The organism is Flavonifractor hominis, from assembly GCF_040095835.1.
Classification (GTDB): domain Bacteria; phylum Bacillota; class Clostridia; order Oscillospirales; family Oscillospiraceae; genus Flavonifractor; species Flavonifractor hominis.
The window spans coordinates 147120-168349 of the sequence record NZ_JBBMFT010000003.1 but is presented as its reverse complement, the minus strand read 5'-3'; the positions used below and the strand labels follow the sequence as shown (position 1 = coordinate 168349).

Annotated in this window: 17 protein-coding genes; 1 reads left to right on the top strand and 16 read right to left on the bottom strand. The window is 59.1% G+C overall.

Translation table 11 applies throughout. The features are described 5' to 3' along the window. Positions 1-94 precede the first annotated feature (94 nt). Complete coding sequence (locus WMO45_RS06680; RefSeq protein WP_349139794.1) at positions 95-478, top strand: hypothetical protein; 384 nt, start codon at positions 95-97, stop codon at positions 476-478. Between the two features lie 40 nt (positions 479-518). Here the strand turns inward: WMO45_RS06680 and pgsA are convergent, their stop codons facing one another. From pgsA to WMO45_RS06600, 16 genes are all read right to left on the bottom strand, one after another. Beyond that, the gene (gene pgsA, locus WMO45_RS06675) at positions 519-1046 is read right to left on the bottom strand and encodes a CDP-diacylglycerol--glycerol-3-phosphate 3-phosphatidyltransferase (RefSeq protein ID WP_349139793.1); all 528 of its coding nucleotides are present in this window, start codon (positions 1044-1046) and stop codon (positions 519-521) included. 7 nt (positions 1047-1053) lie between these two features. Further along, the gene (gene rimO, locus WMO45_RS06670; RefSeq protein WP_349139791.1) at positions 1054-2379 is read right to left on the bottom strand and encodes a 30S ribosomal protein S12 methylthiotransferase RimO; all 1326 of its coding nucleotides are present in this window, start codon (positions 2377-2379) and stop codon (positions 1054-1056) included. Positions 2380-2404: 25 nt separating this feature from the next. Then, the gene (locus WMO45_RS06665; protein WP_349139790.1) at positions 2405-2767 is read right to left on the bottom strand and encodes a hypothetical protein; all 363 of its coding nucleotides are present in this window, start codon (positions 2765-2767) and stop codon (positions 2405-2407) included. Between the two features lie 13 nt (positions 2768-2780). After that, on the bottom strand, positions 2781-3356 hold the full coding sequence (locus WMO45_RS06660) for a nitroreductase family protein (RefSeq protein ID WP_349139788.1): 576 nt from the start codon (positions 3354-3356) through the stop codon (positions 2781-2783). Positions 3357-3359: 3 nt separating this feature from the next. Further along, the gene (locus WMO45_RS06655) at positions 3360-4007 is read right to left on the bottom strand and encodes a regulatory protein RecX (RefSeq protein ID WP_349139786.1); all 648 of its coding nucleotides are present in this window, start codon (positions 4005-4007) and stop codon (positions 3360-3362) included. Then, entirely contained in the window at positions 3994-5106 is a 1113-nt protein-coding gene (gene recA, locus WMO45_RS06650) for a recombinase RecA (RefSeq protein ID WP_349139785.1), read from the bottom strand. The genes WMO45_RS06655 and recA overlap by 14 nt, the downstream gene beginning before the upstream one ends. A 43-nt stretch (positions 5107-5149) precedes the next feature. Continuing rightward, entirely contained in the window at positions 5150-6013 is an 864-nt protein-coding gene (gene prmC / locus WMO45_RS06645; protein ID WP_349139784.1) for a peptide chain release factor N(5)-glutamine methyltransferase, read from the bottom strand. 31 nt (positions 6014-6044) lie between these two features. Beyond that, on the bottom strand, positions 6045-7025 hold the full coding sequence (locus WMO45_RS06640; RefSeq protein WP_349139783.1) for a DUF1385 domain-containing protein: 981 nt from the start codon (positions 7023-7025) through the stop codon (positions 6045-6047). A 112-nt stretch (positions 7026-7137) separates the two neighbouring features. Next, positions 7138-8547, bottom strand: a complete 1410-nt coding sequence (locus tag WMO45_RS06635; RefSeq protein WP_349139782.1) for an ATP-binding protein — start codon at positions 8545-8547, stop codon at positions 7138-7140. A 44-nt stretch (positions 8548-8591) separates the two neighbouring features. Then, a complete protein-coding gene (locus tag WMO45_RS06630; RefSeq protein WP_349139781.1) occupies positions 8592-9278 on the bottom strand; it encodes a response regulator transcription factor in 687 nt (228 codons plus the stop codon). A gap of 20 nt (positions 9279-9298) precedes the next feature. Next, positions 9299-10669 (bottom strand): hypothetical protein, encoded by a 1371-nt coding sequence (locus tag WMO45_RS06625; protein ID WP_349139780.1) that lies wholly within the window; start codon positions 10667-10669, stop codon positions 9299-9301. Positions 10670-10818: 149 nt separating this feature from the next. After that, complete coding sequence (locus WMO45_RS06620) at positions 10819-17277, bottom strand: glycosyl hydrolase 115 family protein (protein ID WP_349139779.1); 6459 nt, start codon at positions 17275-17277, stop codon at positions 10819-10821. 50 nt (positions 17278-17327) lie between these two features. Then, a complete protein-coding gene (locus tag WMO45_RS06615; protein WP_349139778.1) occupies positions 17328-18032 on the bottom strand; it encodes a GntR family transcriptional regulator in 705 nt (234 codons plus the stop codon). 204 nt (positions 18033-18236) lie between these two features. Then, entirely contained in the window at positions 18237-18410 is a 174-nt protein-coding gene (locus tag WMO45_RS06610; protein ID WP_349139777.1) for a hypothetical protein, read from the bottom strand. Between the two features lie 15 nt (positions 18411-18425). Beyond that, the gene (gene fdrA, locus WMO45_RS06605) at positions 18426-19970 is read right to left on the bottom strand and encodes an acyl-CoA synthetase FdrA (RefSeq protein ID WP_349139776.1); all 1545 of its coding nucleotides are present in this window, start codon (positions 19968-19970) and stop codon (positions 18426-18428) included. 17 nt (positions 19971-19987) lie between these two features. Beyond that, complete coding sequence (locus tag WMO45_RS06600; RefSeq protein WP_349139775.1) at positions 19988-21223, bottom strand: YlbE family protein; 1236 nt, start codon at positions 21221-21223, stop codon at positions 19988-19990. Between the last annotated feature and the right edge of the window lie 7 nt (positions 21224-21230).

Here is a 21230-nt window from a genome sequence, read left to right as displayed (position 1 = left end):
ATACTACCACGTTCCTGTCCCTGTGTCAAGTTTGTGCCCGGTGCTTTCCCGTGGTATAATGGGTATAACATCAATATACGAAAGGAGACAAAACATGGATCCGATTTCCTCTCCCAGCGGTACGATGCCCTCTACCCCAGCGGAAGAGGCCTGCTTTTCCGTCGTGGTGTACGGCCGCGCCCGTCGACGTGAAGATCTGGAAAACACCGCCGCCTTCCTGGCTACGGATCTCAACGTCTCGCTGGAATTCGTTCTCCCCTGCCTGCGCAAAGCCGCTTCCATGCCAATGATCGTCTATACGGGAAAGAGCAAAGCAGATGCCTGCTCCATCGCCCGCAGAATCCAGGACCTGGGGACTCCCTGCTATGTGGTGGAGGGGGAAACTCCCTTTGGGACCAGAGTTCCATTGGATGACGGAGAACTCCCCGTTGGAAAGCTTCACAGCCTTTTCAACCTTCTGCGCAGGCTCTGGAACTAACACCAAAAAAACAGTGGGACCAACATGGTCCCGCTGTTTTTTACATATTGGCCCAGTCTATGACATCCTTGTTCTTGATGAAATATTCCACTCCGGAATAGACCGTGGTGATCAGGATAAGCAGGACGCACACCAGATCCAACCCAGGGTTGGTAAAGAGCAGCATCAGGCAGATGCACACCATGGTGGAAGCCGTCTTGACCTTTCCCGACCAGGCCGCGGCAATGACCCGCCCCCGCTCCACAGCGATGAGGCGCAGAGCCGTCACGGCAAACTCCCGTACAATGACGATAAGCAGCGCCCAGGCGGGGATGCGCCCCACCTCCACCAGCCACAGCAACGCCGCCATGACCAGCACCTTGTCGGCCAGCGGGTCCATGAACTTGCCAAAATCGGTGACCTGGTTGTAATGCCGGGCCACATATCCATCAATAAAATCGGTCACACTGGCCAGGATAAAAATGGCCAGTGCAAAAAGCATGTGAAAGGGAAACTGCAAATAGAGCACCAGCAGAAACACGGGAATCAGGATCACCCGCAGCATGGTGAGTTTATTGGCCGTATTCAACGCTGCTTCACTCCTCTATCTCGCCGGTCAGATCGCCGTCGCTGGTGCCGGTAATGTGCACGTTTACAAAGCTGCCGGCGCTCACCAGGCCGCCGGCGGTGAAGAACACCTTGCCGTCCACATCAGGGGAGTCGGCATAGGAGCGCCCCACATAGCAGCCCATCTCCGGATCAAAGCCCTCGCAGAGCACTTCCAGCGTGCCGCCCAGACGGCTTTCATTGAAAGCGTCCATGACCCGGGACTGCAGATCCACCAGCAGCTCCACCCGGCGGGCAGCCGTATCCGGGTCCACCTGATTGGGCATGGTGGCGGCAGGCGTTCCCTCCTCGGGGGAGAACTGGAAAATGCCCGCCCGCTCAATACCGCTCTCCCGCAGGAAGTCGCACAGCTCTTCAAATTCCGCCTCTCCCTCGCCGGGCAAACCACAGATGAGGGAGGTGCGCAGCACCAGGCCAGGCAGCCGCTCACGCAGCTTCTGGAGCAGAGCAATAATCTCCGCCTTGGTGGAGCGACGGTTCATGGCCTTTAGGATACCGTCGTTGATGTGCTGGAGCGGAATATCGATGTAGTTGAGGATCTTATGCTCCCGGGCAATGACGTCGATGAGCGCGTCATCCACCTCGTCGGGATAGAGATAGTGCAGCCGCACCCAGTGGAAGGGCAGTTTACACAGCTCAGTCAACAAGTCCCCCAACCGCCGGCGGCCATACAGGTCGGTACCATAGCGGGTAATGTCCTGGGCAATGACGATAAGCTCCTGCACACCGCTGTCGGCCAGCTGCCGTGCTTCAGCCAGCAGGGACTCCATGGTCCGGCTGCGGTAGCGGCCCCGCAGATAGGGGATGATGCAATAGGAGCAGCGGTTGTCGCAGCCCTCGGCGATCTTCAGATAGGCGGTATAGGGCGGCGTGGACACCAGGCGCTCGCCGTCCTCCTCCGTATGGTCGATGTCGCCGAAGCGGCGGGGGGTGCCGCCCGAGATCACTTCCTCCAGAGCCGAGACGATCTCGGTATAGCTGCCCGTCCCCAGCACACCGTCCACCTCGGGCATCTCCTGCATCAGTTCGTTCTGATAGCGCTGAGACAGGCAGCCGGCCACCAGCAGCTTCCCCAGCTTTCCGGCCTGCTTGAGCGCCGCCAGCTCCAGGATATTCTGGATCGCCTCGCTCTTAGCCGAATCGATAAAGCCGCAGGTATTGAGCACCGCCACATCCGCCCCCTCCGCGTCGGCGGTGACGGTATGTCCGGCGGCTTTTACCAGGGCCATCATCTGCTCGGTATTCACCAGGTTCTTGGCACAGCCAAGGGAGACAAACGCTACTTTATATGGCATGATTATCGCTCCAATTTTCAGTATATTATCCCGGGACAGGCAGTTCATAGTCCGGCCAGTCCATTTCTTCCACGGCCCACCAGTCGGCCGCGGTCACCTCAGTGGGAAAGACCGCACTGTGGATCTCCAGACGGAGTGCCGGACCCTGCTGGGTTCCGTCTTCCGCCCGAAACATGGATACAATCCAGAAGCCACGATCCATCTGTCCCACATCCACGGCGCTTATATGGCAGCTGAACTCCGGCGCATGCTGTCCGGCATAGCGCAGCGCCGTGCGCTTTGCCAGCCACTCCGGCCCTGGGCTAAACCGCCACAGCAGCATCGCAAGAACCAGCCCCACCATCGTGAGTAGGATGAGCTTGTTGAATGAGAGCTTCTTCCCCCTCACAGCTTCCCTCTCCTTACACGATGGTGTAGCGGCCATCCCGCCGGGGCGGCATCTTGGGCTGTTGGTCGGGATAGCCCAGGGTAATGGCCGCCACAAACTCCCCCTTGTCGGGAGCGAAGCGGCTCTGAAAGGCCGGTCCAAACCCCATGCGCTGGGGGGCAGACAGCCAGCAGGAACCAATTCCCTTGTCCCAGGCAGCCAACAGTATATTTTCAATAGCGGCCGACACGCTCTGCATGGCCCCGTCCCGGTCTGGATAGTCCGGCTTGAGCAGGAACACCAGAATACACACCGGAGCGCCTCCCAGGGTGGACAAAAAGCGGTTGGTAATGCCCACCTGTTCGGGGTTTCGGGCAAAACGCTCCTGGAGCACCGGAGTAAATTTTTCTACCACCCCGCCCATGATCTGGCGGACCTCCTCCAGAGCCGCCGGGTCCTGGACCGCCACGAAATACCAGTGCTGCAAATTGATCGCCGACGGAGCTGCGAGCCCAGCCTCCAGGATCTCCCGCAATTCTTGCTCAGGGATGGGGTCACTCTTATAGCGGCGGATACTGCGGCGGGTCAAAAGGGCCTGGCAGGTCTGCATGCGTTATTCCTCCCCTGTCTCTGCACCGTAGCGGCGCAGGCCGTCTCGGATGTCCTCCCACCGGAACCCCCGGCGTGCCAGGGCATCGGCAGCTCGTTTATAGCTCCTGGGGTCTGTGAGATCCGCCCCACGAAGCTTTTTCTCCAAAAAGGCATCGATGGCTGCTGCTGTGCCTTCCAGCTCCTCCAGCGCCTGATCCCATACCTCCCGGGGCACGCCCCGGCGGTATAGCTCTTCTCTGATGCGGGCCGGGCCGTATCCTTTGTCGGCATAATGGCGGGCCACCAGCTGCCCGTAGGCTCCGTCATCCAGATATCCCAGTTCCTCCAGCCGGTCGGCCACCTGTTCGGCAATCTCCCGGTCGGCCAGTGGCTCCTTCTCCCGGTTCCTGGGCTGGGCAGTGAGTTTATCCACCAGTTCCTTTCGGGACAGCGGACGGGCCGCCAGCAACTCCAGCGCCCGTTCCCGCACCTGACCGACACGGGCAGCGGCATTCAGTGCGTCCAGCGCGGCATCATCCAGCTCCCGGCCGGAATACAGGCCAAAGGCCGCTACCTCGCCCTCTCCCACCCGCAGGATGGTACCGTCCTCCATATGACACAGCCACCGGCCCTCCACCCGCTGGGAGGGGAGCAGCTTACTGATCCGCATCCTCAAAATCGTCGGCAGATACATCCACCGCCCGGCCGGCGGCTTTGGCCGCGGCACGGGCCTGGCTGCTCATCAGCTTATAGGCGTTTTTCCGAATGTCGGCCTCCAACTGGTCGCACACCTGAGGGTTATCCTTCAGGTACTGCTTGGCGGCGTCCCGACCCTGGCCCAGGCGAGTCTCCCCCATGGCGAACCAGGAGCCCGACTTCTGCACCAAGTCCAGCTTGACCGCCAGATCCAGGATCTCACCCACCTTGGAGATGCCCTCACCATACATGATGTCAAACTCCGCTTCCTTAAAGGGCGGAGAGACCTTGTTCTTCACTACCTTGGCCCGGGTGCGGTTGCCGATGATCTCGGAGCCGTTCTTCAGCGACTCAATACGCCGCACATCGATACGCACCGAGGCATAGAACTTCAGGGCACGGCCACCGGTAGTGACTTCCGGGTTGCCGTACATGACCCCCACCTTTTCCCGCAGCTGGTTGATAAAGATGACCACGCAGTTGGTCTTTGCAATAGAGCCGGCCAGCTTACGCAGCGCCTGACTCATCAGGCGGGCCAGCAAACCTACATGGGAGTCGCCCATGTCGCCCTCGATCTCCGCCCGGGGCGTGAGCGCCGCCACCGAGTCTACCACTACCACATCGATAGCGCCAGAGCGCACCAGCGCCTCACAGATCTCCAGCCCCTGCTCGCCGGTATCGGGCTGGGAGATGAGCATGGAGTCAATGTCTACCCCCAAGGCTCTGGCATAATAGGGGTCCAGAGCGTGCTCAGCGTCGATGAAGGCCACCTCTCCCCCCCGCTTCTGCGCCTCAGCCACAATGTGCAGGGCCAGAGTGGTCTTACCGGAGGATTCCGGGCCATAGATCTCCACAATACGCCCCTTGGGCACACCGCCGATCCCCAACGCCAGGTCCAGAGACAGCGAGCCGGTGGGAATGGCCTCCACCACGATGCCGGTATTGTCCCCCAAGCGCATGATAGAGCCCTTGCCATAGGCCTTTTCGATCTGGGCCATGGCTGTCTCCAGCGCCTTTTTCTTATCGGAAGCGGGCGACGCGCTCTCTACCGCCGCCTTTTTCTTATCTGCCATATCTCTCGCTCATCCTTTCCCGGCGGTGCCCTGGGCCCCGCTCTTATGCATTCATGACCCCTTCCACCACACGCCAGATCCCCTGGGTGTCAGCAGTGGTCTGTATTTGTTCAAATCGGTTGCGAACCAGGATGTCCTCCACATCGGGAGCCTGCCCGATCCCCACCTCGAACAGCAAGGAACCGCCCAACCGCAGGGCGCTGCCCCAACGGGCAGCGATGGCCCGATAAAAGTCCAGCCCATCTGCTCCGCCGTCCAGGGCAGAGCGGGGCTCATAGTCCCGTACGCATACATCCAACCCGGAGATGTCATCGGAAGGGATGTAGGGAGGATTGCAGGCAATCACGTCAAAATCCCACAGGGCAGGCAACGGATCTGCCATGGCGTCCGCCTGGACGCAGGTGACACGGGCGTTGAGATCGTTGCGGCGTACGTTCTGCTTGCAGATCTTCAGCGCTGCCTCACTCAGATCGGCCAGCACTACCCGGCAGTCGGGCACATTCGCAGCCACTGCCAGCCCCACACAGCCGCTGCCGGCACACAGATCCAGCACCCGGGCCCCTGCCCCCGCCGCACGGGCCAACAAAATGGCCCGTTCCGCCAATACTTCGGTGTCCATACGGGGGATAAGCACATCCGGCGATACGGTGATAGGCAGGCCATAAAACTCCCACTCACCGATGATATAGGCCACCGGCTCGCCCGCCAGGCGGCGCTCCACCAGCTCTGCCAGTGTCCGCTCCACCTGATCAGAGGCATACAGGGCCATATCCCGGTAAAACTGCTCCCGACTCTTTCCCGCCGCGCAGCACAGCAGCTCCCTAGCCTCCAGCGCAGCGCTTTCCACACCGGCAGTCCGCAGCTGCTTCCTGGCATCCAGGTAGAGGTTGTTGTAGGTAGTCGTCATGCGGGGAAGCACTCCTCTTCTCTTCTTCTCATTACCACTGGTCCTTGCCCTTTTCCTCCGGCAGCACCAGTTGGAACGCCCGGATGCCTACCTCGATCATAGAGTCATCCGGCTCAAACGTAGTCCAATTCTGCATCCACATGCCGGGCGCAGTCATCAGGCGGGTAAACCAGTTATCGTACCGCCCCACCAGGCGGTTGAATTCATAGGTTAGGGCTACAATGACAGGCAACAGCAGCAGGTGCAGTCCCATACGTGCAAAGGTATTGGTCACATCCACATAAGTAAACACCACGCTGGAGAGCAGGATGCTCACCACAATGACCACAAACAGGAAACTGGTGCCGCAGCGCGGGTGATGACGGGGCTGCTTGCGTACATTCTCTACCGTCAGCGGGAGACCATGCTCGTAACAGAAAATGGTCTTGTGCTCCGCTCCATGGTATTGAAAGACGCGCCGAATGTCCTTCATATGCGAACAGAGGATCAGATATCCGGCAAAGATAACTACCCGGACCACGCCTTCCAGCAGATTGCGCCCCCACATGGGCAGGGAAACAAACACTCCCACCAGACCTGCCAGAGCAGTGGGCAGCAGAATAAACAGTGCCACGGAGAACAGCATGCCCAGCACCACCGCCACCGTCACAAAGAAGGATGCGGCCTTCTCACTGCCCAAATGCTCGTCCAGCCAGCGCTCAAACCGAGAGGGCTCTTCCGGCTCTTCCTCATCCTCCGGGAAGAAGGAGGCGGAATACATCAGTGCTCTCACGCCGTTGGCCAGAGAGGAACCAAAATTAAAAATTCCCCGGATAAACGGCAGGCCAAGCACAGGATACTTATCCTTGATGAGCACCCGGTCCTCCACCTGTTCCGCCAGGGTGCCATCCGGCTTACGGACCACCACCGCTTTTTTCTCGGGGCCCAGCATCATGATACCTTCTATCAGTGCCTGCCCGCCGATCATGGTCTTATATGGCGTTGCACAGGCCTGTTTTTGTTCCTTCGACATGCTGTGTATGTTCTCCTTGCTTATTGGTTTTGATTCGTCCTATATTGTATCAAACCCGCACCCCGATTGCAAGGGGTGCGGGTTTGATTTTTAGAACTTTTGTTCGATTCCATTACACCTGCGCCTGTATGGGCAGACGCAGGGTAACGATGCATCCGCCCCCCTCGGCGTTGCCGATCTCCAGGCTGCCCTCATGGCGGGTAACGATCTCGTCGCATACCGCCAGGCCAATACCCGACCCGCGGGCCTTGGAGGAGCCTTTGTAGAACTTGTACTTGACGTGGGGAAGCTCCTCCTCCGGGATACCTGGGCCATAGTCCCGGATAATGATGACTACCTGGTCCTCCTCCCGGGCGATGGAGGTATCGATCCGCTTACCCGAGCCGCCGTGCTTGGCCGCGTTATCCAGCAGATTGCAGAACACCTGCCGCAGCCGCTCCGGGTCTCCAGCGATGGGTGGGAATTCCTCCTCGCAGTCATAGTAGTTGAGTTCAATTCCCTCCCGGCGGAAAAACTCCCGGTAGGTGTACACCGCATCCTCCAGCTCCGCCTTGATATCCATTGGCTCCACCGACAGGGTAAAGCGGCCGTCCTGGATACGCGAGAATTCCAGCAGCTCCTCCACCATGTTGGTCAACCGGCGGGCTTCGGAGACGATGATGCCCATTCCTTTCTTCACGTCGGAGCTGTCCCGCACTTCGCCGTTCATGATGGTCTCCGCCCAGCCGTTGATGGCCGTTAGAGGTGTGCGCAGCTCGTGGGAAACCGAGGAAATAAACTCATTTTTCATTTTTTCGCTTTGGTTGATCTTCAGCGACATGTCATTGATCGCATCGGTAAGATCGCCGATCTCATCGTCAAACCGTTTTTCGATCTGTACTCCGTAGGCGCCTGCGGAAATGCGCTTGGCCGTATCCGTGATGCTGGCCACCGGGTCTACAATGGAGCGGATAAAATAGAGATTGGAGAAATACACCATGCACAGGATGCCCATGCCGATCCCCAGTGCAATGATCACCACGATGACGATCTGCCGGTCCACATTGCGCAGAGAGGTGACATACCGCATGGCCCCAACCACCTTGCCGTTGATGATGAGGGGGCAGGAGGCCGCCATAATATGTTCTCCGGTGCTGGGATCGGAACCCGTCCACACCTTGGCTACCCCCTGGCTGAGCGCCTCAGCAATATCCGGCGTACCGGGGGAGCGAAAGGCAGTCAGGTCTGAGCTGGAATAACGGATCTGCCCTCTGGCATCCAGAAATTCTACCTCCAGCTTGTCGCTGGACTGGTCTCCCGCCACTACGGTGCGAGCATATTCATAATAGGTTTTTTCCGTGCCGTAGACACTGAAACTGTCCACGGCGTTTCTGGCCTTCTGTTTGAGAGAGTCGCTCATGGTGGAATAGTAATAGCTCCCCATGGCGGCCGAGAAAGCCGATACCGCCAGCAAAATAACAAACAGCACCACACTGATGGAATTTACCAGCCATCGTTTCCGGATGCCTGTGATCTTTTTCATATGCCTTGCGTTCACCACCTGGGTCAATTATAGCCCGCAGGCCGTCAAAATCCCCACTTGTAACCATAGCCCCACACCGTAGTAATAAACGTGGGATTGGTGGGGTCGTCCTCGATCTTGATGCGCAGACGGCGGATGTTCACATCCACGATCTTCAGCTCGCCAAAATAGTCCCGACCCCAGACAGAGTCCAGGATTTCCTCTCTGGAGAGCGCCTTGCCGGGGTTATCCATAAAGAGTTTCATGATAGAATATTCCACCTGGGTAAGCTTGACCCGCTGGCCATTCTTCTCCAGTGTGCGGTTGCGGGTATTGAGCAGGAACGGCGGCTGGCTGATCTCCCCGGTGTCCACCACCTCGCTCCCGCCGGTGCGCCGGTAGAGGGCGTCGATGCGTGCTGTCAGCTCTGCCGGTGAAAAGGGCTTGGTCACATAGTCGTCTGCTCCGGTCATCAGCCCCGTGACCTTGTCCATCTCCTGGGTACGGGCGGTAAGCATGATGATGCCGATGTTGTTATCTCCCGCCCGGATGCGGCGGCAGACCTCAAATCCATCCATATCAGGCAGCATGATATCCAGCAGCGCCACCTTGATATCCGGATTGCGCTTGAGCTGGGCAAGTGCCTGCTCACCGGTCTCGGCTTCAATGGCCTCGTACCCGGCTCGTTTCAAATTGATGACCACAAAGCTGCGGATATTTGCCTCGTCTTCCAGTACGAGTACCTTCTTCATGTGCGTTTCCTCCTACACACTTATATTCCGTCGCTCCAGCTGCTGGCAATGAGCGCAAAGCGCTCTTTCACGCCCTCCTCGTCCAGTCCGCAGTCCCAGCTGTCCGGAATCAGCCGGGCAGCATAGAGTGCGTCACTGTCATCTCCGTTCTCCGGCGGGAGGAGGAAACGTCCCTGCAGGTTGGCCCGCATGACCCGGTTGTCTCCCGTTAATTTATAAATCACCAAAAATGGAATGGGCTCCACCGATTCGTCCCCTTCCCAATAGGAGAAGATGACGCCTCGCTCACCTCCACCGGAAAGATCGCTGCGGGAAACGGCGATCTTCCCTTCCCACTCGTCGGGCAGAATAAAATACCAGCCGTCCCGATCGTTATAATAGGTGCTGTAGACCGCATGGGCCTTCCCGTTGATGTCATACTGCCGCCAGCGGATGGCCCAGAAGTTGACCGCCGTACCCGTGTTCTCCAGATCGGGCAGCTCATACGGATCGGGCAGCTCCAGGATCCCGTCCCCATTGATATCCGTGCCAGAAACCTTGGTATACCATCGGATGGTGTTCTTACTTTCGTCCGGCTCATCGCCATTGCCATCCAGAGTAATATTCTGCAGCCGATTTCCCTTCCATGCAAAGATGTCGGTGATATGCCCGTTCATCCCATAGGTGGAGGTCACAAACACCGCCGGGATCTGATCCTGCAGATACCCGGTCTGTACCCCGCCTTCCACCAGTCCCGTTACATTGTGGGAGAGGTGGGCCACAGAGTCCAGATCCAGAATCCCGTCGTTCATATTATACAGTTCCGCCCGCTTGTCCTCATCCTCCGCATCGGCCTGGAGCACCAGGATCTCCTTTTGCCCATCGGAGTCCAGATCGTATACCTGAAAGTCCGTATAGTCGGTCCGCATCAGCTCCAACACCTGATACTGGTCGATCGAATAGGCCGCCAGGGAGTGGACCTTATCGCTCATCTGCCAGCTGACGATGATCTCCTTACTTGGGCTGTCGTCCAAATTCTCATAGTAGACCGAATTGATGGCCGTACCCGCTCCCTCGATGACGGCCGCTACCTCGTAATCGTCCCCTACTTCCTTATAGATGTAGATCTTCAGCGGGTGGTTTTCCGAGCTGACCCGGAAAAAGGCAATCGCCTCCTGTACCCCGTCCCCATCCAGATCCTGCAGCTGTACCTTCTGGGTCAATTCCCCAGATAAAGGCGCAGCATATTCGCCTCCCTGGTTGAGCACCTGGCTGATCTTGTTATCCAGCTTCAGATAATCCTCCGGCGCCTTTGGCTGGGCGTAAAGATCATCCACCGACTGAGAAAAACATCCTGTCAGCAATAATAGCAAGCCGGATGCCAACAGCAGCTTACCGCTTCGTTTTTTCATGGGCAGTCCCTCCGTGGGATGGTTGTCATAGATTCATCATAACACACTTTTCAGGGAATTGGTACGCTATTTTTCTTCTATCCGCTTTCTTTGCTTATAAAAAACAGTGGAAGGAGCTCAGGCTCCTTCCACTGTAAGAAATGGTACTGTCAAGCAGAAATCACAGCGCTCGGGGTCTGCCACTGGGTATCCAGTCCTGCCGGAATCTGCTGGCTGAGCATCAGCTGCCGCAGCAGCAAGCCGGATTCCCGTCCCCAGATGGTAATGGTATTCACCCCGGCATCCAGATGAACGGTTCGCTTGTCGCAGGTAAACCAGCGCTCACCCACAGCAGAGCCATAGTTGTCCTTTTCCGTACCGTCCCAGCTGTCGGTAATGACTTCCTTACTGGCAAACTGATAGACACCGTTGACACCGAAATGGAACGAATCCGTGTTCACATTGGGAGAGTTGGAGAAAAAGCTCAGGTAATAATCCCCGGCCTGCTCCACGTACACCGCGTAGGTCACGCTGGGTGTCCGGGTCTCCCCCTTGCTGGTCCATTCGAACTTATTATCGGGGTTGGCTACCGGAGTAAGCTGAATGCCACTCTCACTCTCCCCGGCCTCATCCACGGTCACCCAGGCAAAGTTCACATCCGGATACGCGCCGGAACCGTCCACATCGCTGTGGGAAGCATAGGCGCTGTTTCCCATGGCATCCACGGCATTGATGACTACCACACCATCCTCCATCTGGTAGGCGTTTCCCTGCTCCGGCTCATCCGGCTCTCCACGGTCACTGGGCGTCTGAAGCCCTTCAAAAGCCGCATCGGCGTTGGTGGTGAGCACCAGCTGATTGAGCACAAAGCCGTCCTCCCTGGCGAAAATGGTAATGGTATGCTCGCCCGCCTCCAGGGGGATCGCCCTGTCCTCATGGTACCAGAGCAGCGCACCGTCCAACCGGCCGCTGGTGTCGCAGGTGTAGGCAAACGCCCCGTCCACCGCCACATGGTAGGAGTCGCCGTTGGCGTCCGGATTGCTCATGTTGACAAACAGGTAGTAGTCTCCCGCAGTCTCCACCCGCACCCGGAAGTTCAGCGCCGGCGCCTTGCCGTTCAGGCTCTCCCACTTGCCGTCGGTCCACTTGCCGCCGTTGTCGGGCGTAACCTGCACACCCGCGTCAAGGGCAGTCCAGTCGTGGCCGTCGGAGGCGGCAGAGGCCCAGGCAAAACCGCTCTGTTCCAGTGCATCAGCCGCGTTGATGACCACCTGTCCGTCCTTCTCCAGATAGGGTCCGGCGTTGGAGATGTCACGGACGGTGACCTGGAAATGGACGGCTACCTCAGCACAGTCCTGGGCAGTGGCCGTCACGGTGATCTCCGCCGCGCCGGCGCTCTCTCCGGCCTGCAGGGTAAAGCCCGTCTCCGTCACATCCGTGACGCTCACCGCCGCTTCGTTGTCCGAACGGACTTCCAAATGCACCGGCGCACCATTGGTGGTACGGACCGATACGGCAACCGCTCTGCTGTCCCCGCAGTGCATGCTCTGGTCGTTCAGGGCGTCCAGCACGATCCGGGGCGCAGGCACAACACTCTGGCTGGGGGTCTGGAATCCTTCGAAAGAGGCATTGGCGTCCTGGCTGAGCACCAGCTGGTTGATAACAAAGCCGTCCTCCCGGGCAAAAATCGTAATGGTATGCTCGCCCTGGCTGAGCTGGATGGCCTTACCGGCGGTACGCCAGCGCTCTACTCCGTCCAGCGTCACGCTGTTATCGGTATAGCGGAACACACCGTCCACCACTACATGATAGGAATCCGCATCCACATCAGGATTGCTCATATTCAGATAGAGGTAATAAGTTCCCGCATCGTGGATCTCCACGGTATAGCTCAGGCTGGGCGCCTTCCCTTCCAGCGCGGCCAGAGAACCAGTGGTCCACTTGCCGCTGTCATCGCTCAGATCAGGCAGGACTTTCAGTCCGCCATCCACCAACTGCCAGGCATGGACCTGGTCATTGCTGTCGGTCCGGGCCGCATACAGGTTATCGGCCATGGCATCGGCTGCATCCACCACTACCAAGCCGTCCTGCTCCTGATACACGCCGCTGCCCGCATCAGGACGGGGCTGCACATGGACCTGGAGGATGCCGTCTCCTTCTGTAGTGGAGACCGACAGGCTGGTCACACCGGCCCGCAGTCCGCTCAGGGTGAGCACACCATTTTCTACCTTGATCACCTGTGCCACCTTGGGATTGGCAGAAACTGCGGCAGTCAGTCCATCCACCGCTACTTCCACCGTCTCGCCATGGGTCAGAGTTGCCCCGGGCAGAGCGCGGTAACCGTCCAGCGCTTCTTCCGGCAGGGCGCCCACCTGGGCAGCCGGCGCAGCGGCAATGTTATTGGGGCTCTCCACAGGGCCCATCAGGGAGGTGGGCACAGCCCCCTCCACCGTCTCGATGACCATGCGGTCAAACACAAAGTCAGAATCGGAGCGGTAGACCACGATATCGTTCCAGCCAGCCTGGACCTCGATCTGGCACGTCAACGGCTCATACTGGCGCAGTACGTTATTTTGCCAGGCGCTCCCGCTGGCGGAGCGGGCACCCTTGAGCACCGTGGGGGTAGCGCCGGCCACGCCCACGGCCACATTCATGCTCCGGGCCGTACCGTTCACGCTGCCCTCATTGAGGGTAGGCAGGCGGTTCAGGGTCAGGGTATAACTCCCCGCCTGCTCAAAATACACACTGTAGTGCAGCTGAGCGGTATTGTCCCAGTCCTCGGTATGGTGGTCGCCGGAGGGCAGACTCTTCATGGTGTCGCCGTGCTGGCCGTTGGACACCACATCCTTCCAGTAGCTCCCATCCGCTCCCGGAAGGTTCTGGGTATAGTGCTCGGCCTCGATGGCCACATAGCCGTTGGCCTCCACGTACCCCTTCTCCGTACCGAAGGACAGATCGGATACCACCGCTTCCACGGTAAACTCCGCCACCGGCTCCCCGGTCTTGGCACCGGTCTCGTCGGCGTTGTAGACCCGGATCACCGCGCTGGAGTCCTCCTTCACACGGGACCAGTCCACGTTGACCAGCACCCGCTGTTCCGTACTGGTGGTCCCGCTGGTGCGGGAGAGAATGACCCAGTCGGCATCGGCCTCGGCTACCCAGTGCTCCTCCTGGTCATTGCGGTCGAATACGTCAAAGAACCGGGTATCCTCTGCCGACATGGAGTGGAAACGCAGCGTACCGCTGCCCGCTTCAGTCGCATTCTCACAGCTGGCGCCCACTCCGTCCGATGCAGCGGCATAGGCGTATTTGCTCTCCGCGATCCGCTCATAGTTTCCGCCGGGATGGGTCAGCTTGATCATACCGGTCCACTTGTCCTGATTCTGGCCGTTGAACTCCAGCACACCGTCGTCAATGCGCTGGCCCGCCTGCTGGCCCAGCTGGGCATACACCGCAGCACTGCCATAGCGACCCTGTGCGGCGCTGAGCTGATTCTTTTCAAAGTAGATGTGTTCCTCGGCCGCGTCCCGCAGCGCCATGGCATTGTAATAGGCCAGTTGGTAGAAGGATGTTTTGTTGTCCTCCGGCAGGGCCTCATAGACCTGCCCCAGGGCATCCACCACTGCGTTGCACTGCTCCAAAAAGCGCATACCCTCGTCACCGTTGGCCGTCACACTGAACTGGAGCTCATCCTTGTCCCCGGTGTTGAAGAAATAGGGTTTTTTGGTGCCTACCAGGCGGTAGTAGTCGTCCATCACCGCCGCGATCTGCTCTGCCGTCTCCTCCGAGACGTGATAGTCGCGCATGGCCTGCTCTTTGAGGAACTCCGACTGGATCACCGTATCGTCCCAGTGCTCGGGATCCCAGCCAATCTTCATGAACAGTTCCATGGGCAGCTCGCCGGGCTTGATGTCGCCCACGTTGAGGATCCAGTAGTCGTCCGCGCCGGTGTCGAAGGCCCGGTGCATCTGTTCGCTCATGACAGACAGCTGGATCTCATTGGTCCACAAGTAGCTTCTGGGGCTGCCCCAGTAGGAGCTGTGGTAGTAGATGCCCGCGCCGCCGGCACGCCCGGCCTCCTCCGCCGAAGGCGTCTGACGGAGGTAGTTGTGGTTGTCCTCAGCCCACATGAGCATCACATCCGTGTTGTCATCCCGCCAGTCGATGACGCCGTCGCCATTGAAGTCCTCCGAGCCGTCCCACATCATGAATTCGTCCAGGCCGGCATTGTATACGTCGTTCATCTCTTTATAGGGGATGAGCACCTGGGGGACCTTCTGTACGTTCTCTTCCCCGTAGACCTGGGCAATAAGCTCCCGCTGCTTGGTGATGACGTCCTTCATCATGGCCACTTTCTTCTCCGAGTCGTTGGCCCCGGGGTACTTATCCAGGTTGGCGCACTGGAATCCGCCGTCGTGTACGCCGCGAATTCCGATGGTCAGGATGCTTTCAAAGTCCTTATTGGTCTCCAGCCGCTCCCGCCAGTAGTCCAGCAGCGCCTGCTCGTTGGTGGTAAAATCGTAAGCCGTGTTCCCGCCGTAGGCGTCCTTATGGGCGTTGATCCAGGGGCTCCACTCCCCGGTGTTGGTGCGCAGCAGGATCTCGCAGTGGGAATTGCCCATGATGATGCCGTATTTGGCCGCCTCCTTGGCGTTGATGGGAATGCCATCCTCATCCAGCGCCACATTGAAAGACTGCGTCCCCTCATGCATAGCCGGCCAGAGGGTGTCTGCCTTGAGGCGCAGCAGCATCTCATATACATGCCGGTAATAGTTGACGTCAGGCGTGCCGTTCTCCGTGGGGAATTTGGCCGCCGCCCAATCCATGGCGTGCTCTTCGTCGTTGATAAAAATGCCGCGGTACTTGACGTCCGGCCCGTCGTCCACCAATGCCGTGGTGTAATCTACATCAATTTCCTCCTGGACCTCCACCGGAACATCGCTGTACCAGTAGAAGGGGGAGACACCAATTTCTTCGGAAATGGTATAAATGCCGTAAATGGTGCCCCGGGCATCGCTGCCGGCAATGACCAGCCCTTTGTCCACTCCGGGCAGAGGCTGCTCCACCTCTTTGATCACATAGGCTTCCCATTTCCCCTGGATGGACTGAGCCTCGTCCAGCTTACCGTCGGCCATCAACCCCTGGATGAGCGGGCTATCATCGATGGCGCCCACGATGATGGCGTAATCAGCCTGCATTTTGGCAGGATCGGTAACCAGTGCCGGGACTTTGCTGGCCTCGGCCGCTGCCAGCCGGGCGTCCCGCGCAGCATCGTCATCCACAAACAGCTGCTGGATCTGTTGATCGTCGATGGCGCCGGTGACCATAGCAATATCCTGCCGCAGATCCCCCACCGCACGGGCGATCTGGGTATAGGTCCGCTGGGCATAGGTGTCCTCCTGAGAGGCTGCATAGGAGGCGTCCATCAGAATGGGAGCGGTTACCAGGCCATTGTAGATCCGGTCCGTGGCCACCTCCGGCGTCGGTTCCTCCGGCTCCTCTTCCTCCTGGGTGGAGTTGCCCGAAAAACCAGGCCGCACCGTGCCGGAGGGGGTCTTGACATAGCCGGCGTCCTGGGCCACGGTGATCCTGGTTTCCTCTGTGGACACCGTCACGCCCTCCGCACCTGCCTGCACCTGTACGTACGTTACGCTGCCGTTTCCGGTCACAGCCGTACCGGAGGCCGCTGTGGTAATCTGCTCCACCGTGCCATCCACCTGGATGGCAGCATTTTGAACTTCTTTCGCCACAGTGATGGTCTCAACCGTACAGCCTCGGCCCACCGTCAGTCCGGCACCCGCGCCATTCAGGAGGATCGTAGCAGCCGACGTCTCATTCTGCAGCGTAACGGCAGTGCCGCCGCGTACCAGGATACGTCCCTGCACACGCACACCGTCCAAGGTTACTTCGCCCGCTCCCTCGGCTACGATCAGATCCCCCTGGATCACTGTCCCGGTCAGGGTGCCGCTGCTGCGCAGCACCACATTACCCTCCACCGTTCCAGCCGCCTGATCGTACTCGGATACCAGATTGCTCATCACCTGCGCAAATTCCGCACGGGTAATGGTGTCGGTGGGATTGAGCTTACCGGCCGTTCCCTGAACATAGCCGGCCTCTACCATGGCCGCCACAGGCTCCGCTGCCCAGGCGGCAACCTCCGTTGCATCCGAAAACACAAAATAGGACCCGGTGCTGTTCGCCTTCAGCCCAAAGGCGCGGGCCAGCACCACAAAGGCCTCCTGCCGGGTGATCGGTGCCTCGGGCGAGAGCTTGCCATTTGAGCCCTGGAACAGCCCCATGGCTACCGCCCGGGAAAAGTCCTCATAATACCATGCCTGCTCCTCCACATCGCTGTAGGCGGACAGGTCCGCACTCTGGGTCGCACCAAAGGCCCGCACCAAAATGGTGGCCATCTGTGCCCGGCTCAGCACACCCGCAGGGTCCAGATATCCTCCATTCCCCTGCAGCAGCCCATTCTCCACTGCCTCTTCCAAGGCCGGCCGCGACCAGTCATCCGGCATATCTTTATATGTGGTTGGATCTGCCGCCAAGGCCAACGGTGTACTGCTCACCAGCAGTGCGCCAGACAGCACCAGCGCCAGCAAACGTCTCTTTCCTTCCTGTTCCACTGTTTTCCCTCCTATCAATTTCCTTCTTCATGGAGTGATGCCGCCGCGTTCTATCCCCCTCTCTGGCGGTCTCCCGGCATCCGAAAATATTCCGGGTACTTGGCCTGGATGGTCTTTTCATCCACCCGGTAACGTCTCAGATGCGCTTTCATACAGGCGGCAGCCAGTTCCTCCCTGCCCTGCTGGAGCGCATCCAGAATCTCTTCATGGTCCTGGACGATGTTCTGGTCCCGGATCGTAGTCAGCGAAAGACTGCGCACTCGTTCAAAATGAATGGATGTATTCTTCATCATGGAATACGCCTGCGGCTTGTGATCCAGATCAAACAGCATTTCATGAAACTGATTGTCCAGCTCAAGCAGACGCTGAGGGGCGTTGCTGCGCAGATAGAATTGCTGCAATTTAAGAATCTCCGTCAGTTTGGAAAAGTCAGATTTTTCTAACTTTCGTGTGCAGATATGGCGCACGATGGCACATTCCAATACTTCCCGGATAAACCGCGCCTCTTCCACCAGATCGCAGTCAATGTATGAGACGATACTCTGCCGTTGAGGGTAAATCTCTACAATCCGTACCCTAGACAGCTCGTTGAGTGCCTCCCCCACCGGGGTGCGGGATACCCCCAGCTGCGCAGCCAGAGCACTTTCACTGATCCTGCTGCCAGGCAAAAATTCCAGATTAACAATGCTTTCCCGGATGGCGCGCAGAGCGTATTCCCGTCCGCTCTCACCACTCCGTCGTTGGGGCAGGTGCACCTGTATCCCTCCTGTTTTCCTATACGGTCATTCGCCCTTTCCCTCAGAGCCGATTTCCTTTAAATATAATTCTACATGTCTACCATAGCACGTTCTCTACATCCAGTCTACTAGAATTCCAGCAAAATTTTGGGGCTGATTTTTGTATAAAATGCCCCCTCCAAGCCATCATCATGGTTTGGAGGGGGCATTTTATACAACGATTTAACCCAGCTCTCTCAGCCGGTCCAGGATCTCGATCAGCCGCACGTCTCCACCTGCCGGGGGACGCCAGTCCACATGGACACAGGCCGCCCCCTGCTCCTTCACGCTTTCAAAAAAGCCAGGCAGTCCCAGGTTAATAACAGACATTTTTTCTTCAAACAGCTTGTTTTCCATGGTATTCCCTCCCTGTCAGGATACGATGCGGATGGCCAGCTCTGCAGCCTGGGCATTGGATTCCAGTACTACCACACCCAGGGCCTCCAGCTGCGCCTTCTGGGCGGCATAGTCCTGGAAGTCCTCATAAGTGCCGCAGATGGAGGCCAGGAACACCACCTTCCGGCCGGCAGAGTTCAGTTCGGCCTTGGCCTGGGCAATCTCGCCTGCTACAACGGAGGCCGGATCGGCGTGGGAGCCGTAACCGATCTCCACATCCAGCAAGATAACTGCTGTTTCCGGATCCAGAGCCTCCTGCACCAGCCGCTCACCCCGAAGGGCGGGTTCGATCATGGGGTGAGGCTTGCCAACCGTAAAGGCATCGTCACCCAGATCCAGCACAGTGTGGCCTACGGAGGGGGCGGTGCCGTCCAGCAGCAGATCCTTTCTCAGTGCAATGTTGGAGTACACATCTCCCAGCTTCTCCCCCATGAGCAGCATGGACTCATAAGCCAGCGTTCCGCCGCAGTAGAGGCCGCGGATGTATTTCTGCCCGGGCTGGAGGACGCCCTTCTGCTGCGCCGCCAGATCGGACAGCGCGGCATGCTCGCCCCGCAGGGCATCGGGTCTTCCAACGCCTGCAAGTTCCAATGCCTTACAAGCTGCTTCCTCCAGAGTATGGACAAAGTACAGGTTGCCGGTATCCTCCATATCCTTGCCGCCCAGGAAACAGACCACGGTGGGCTTATCGCTGTTCTTCAGCTGCTCCACCATACGGTCCATGACAGAGGGTGCGGGAGGTTTGGAGATCACTACAATCACGCTGGTACCCGGGTCCTGCTGAAGCATCTGGACACACAGCCCCATCATCTTGCCGCCGATGACCTCCTTCAGGTCCCGGCCGCCGGTGCCCAGTGCCTGGGATACGCCGCCGCCGAAGTTGCTGATGAGAGTCATGACCTCCTGCAGGCCGGTACCCGAGGCCGCAGCCAGGCCGATGCCGCCCCGGCGCAGCTTATTGGCAAAGCCCAGGCCCACGCCGTTGATGACAGCGGTGCCACAGTCGGGGCCCATCATCAAAAGGCCCTTTTCCAGCGCCAGGTCCTTGAGCTGGTTTTCCTCTTCACAGGAGACGTTGTCGCTGAACAGCAGGACGTTGCAGTCCTCCTTCAGCAGCTTTTTCACCTCGCGGGCGGCAAACTTACCAGGCAGGGACACCACAGCCAACTTGGCGCCGTCCACCCGGGCCACGGCATCCTCCACCGTTTTCACTACGTCGGTCTCCCGCTGCTCCATTTTGGTGTTGCGGCTGTTGAGGATCTCTTCGGCCAGGGCCATAGCCGCATCGATGGCCGCATCATCCTCAGCCCGGATGGCAAAGACCAGGTCGTTGGGGCTGGCGGCGGCCCCCTCCTCAGCCAGCAGGCCGGAGGCACGCATAATGTCCTTATTCATATCGCTGGCCATCATCACCGCCACGTTCTTGGTGGAACCGATGTGCTCGCCCACCTTACTGGAGAGCAGCATCAGCGTGGCGGAATCGTAATAGCTGTTCTTCTTGACCACATTCCTCAGTTTCATGCTTCACGCTCCTGTTCTTAAATGCCCAGTTCCTGGGCCAGCGCCTTCAGCGCTTCCACAAAAGGCTCAATGGGCAGGGTGGACATGCCGGCTCCCACCATACCAACGCCAGCCTTGTTGGAGGCAATGGCGGTGTTCAGGATAGGAGTAATGCCGGTCTCCACTACCTTCATGATATCGATACCGCAGGGAGTGCCCCGGAAATTCAGCGCTGGGATCTGGTAGCGGGGGTGCTCCCCCATGGTGATGGAATACATGGCCTCGGTGGTCTCCCGGGCCACATCCACACTGGCCGCGCCCAGGAATTTCACGATGGCGGGGGCCGTGATCATGGAGCAGCCGCCGAAACCGCCCACCTCCATGATGGCACTGTCACCCAGGTCTGGGTTGGCGTCGGCCTCAGTAAAGCCGGGGAAGTACAGGCCCTTCACCATGGGCGACGGGGCGGTAAACCACCGGCCGGGCAGGCCGCTGATGCGAATGCCGAAGTTGACGCCGTTGCGTGCAATCGCCGTGACCAGTGTGGAACCGGGCACGCCGTCGGCCAGGTCGGCGGCCAGCTTATTGGCCGCCATGGCCAGATTGAGGAAGAACTGGTCGTTGCCCACGCCGATGAACTTCAGCACGTTCTCGGCCTCCGCTCCGGCGATGCGGGCAATGAGCCAGGCGTAGTTTTTGACAAACAGGGCGGTGCCGGCGTGGTTGCGCATGTGCAGCTCGTCCCCCATGGCCAGGCCCTGGGCCATCATGGGTGCCAGATCCATGCCGCCGATCTCGTGGAGCAGCTGGGAGAACACCGGTCCGGCCACCTCCCGCATCCACTTCAGACGGTCCAGGGTGCGCTGGGTGTATTCGCCGAAGCGCAGACCCACACCGCTGCCCTCACTGATGTTGGCATAACTGCGCCGACCGGTGGCCCGGTCCTCCACCACCCACAGAGGCATGGACCAGGTGGTCAGGCCGGTCATGGGACCTACGGCCCCGAACTCGTGGCAGGGCTTGTAGGTGATGGTACCGTCGGCCGCCATGCGTTTGGCCTCGTCGATATTCTTGGCGATTCCCTCATTCAGCAGGGCGCAGTACACCGCCCCCTGCATGGGAGGACACATATCCTGGAAGGCGATGGGTGGGCCGGCGTGGAGGAAGGTAGTGGGAGTCAACCCCTCCAGCACCTCATGGGCAGGCTTGACGTCCACCAGGACGGGATCGGCAGACATGAGCCGCTCCAGCGCCACTTTATTTGCTTTGAGCATAATGAAC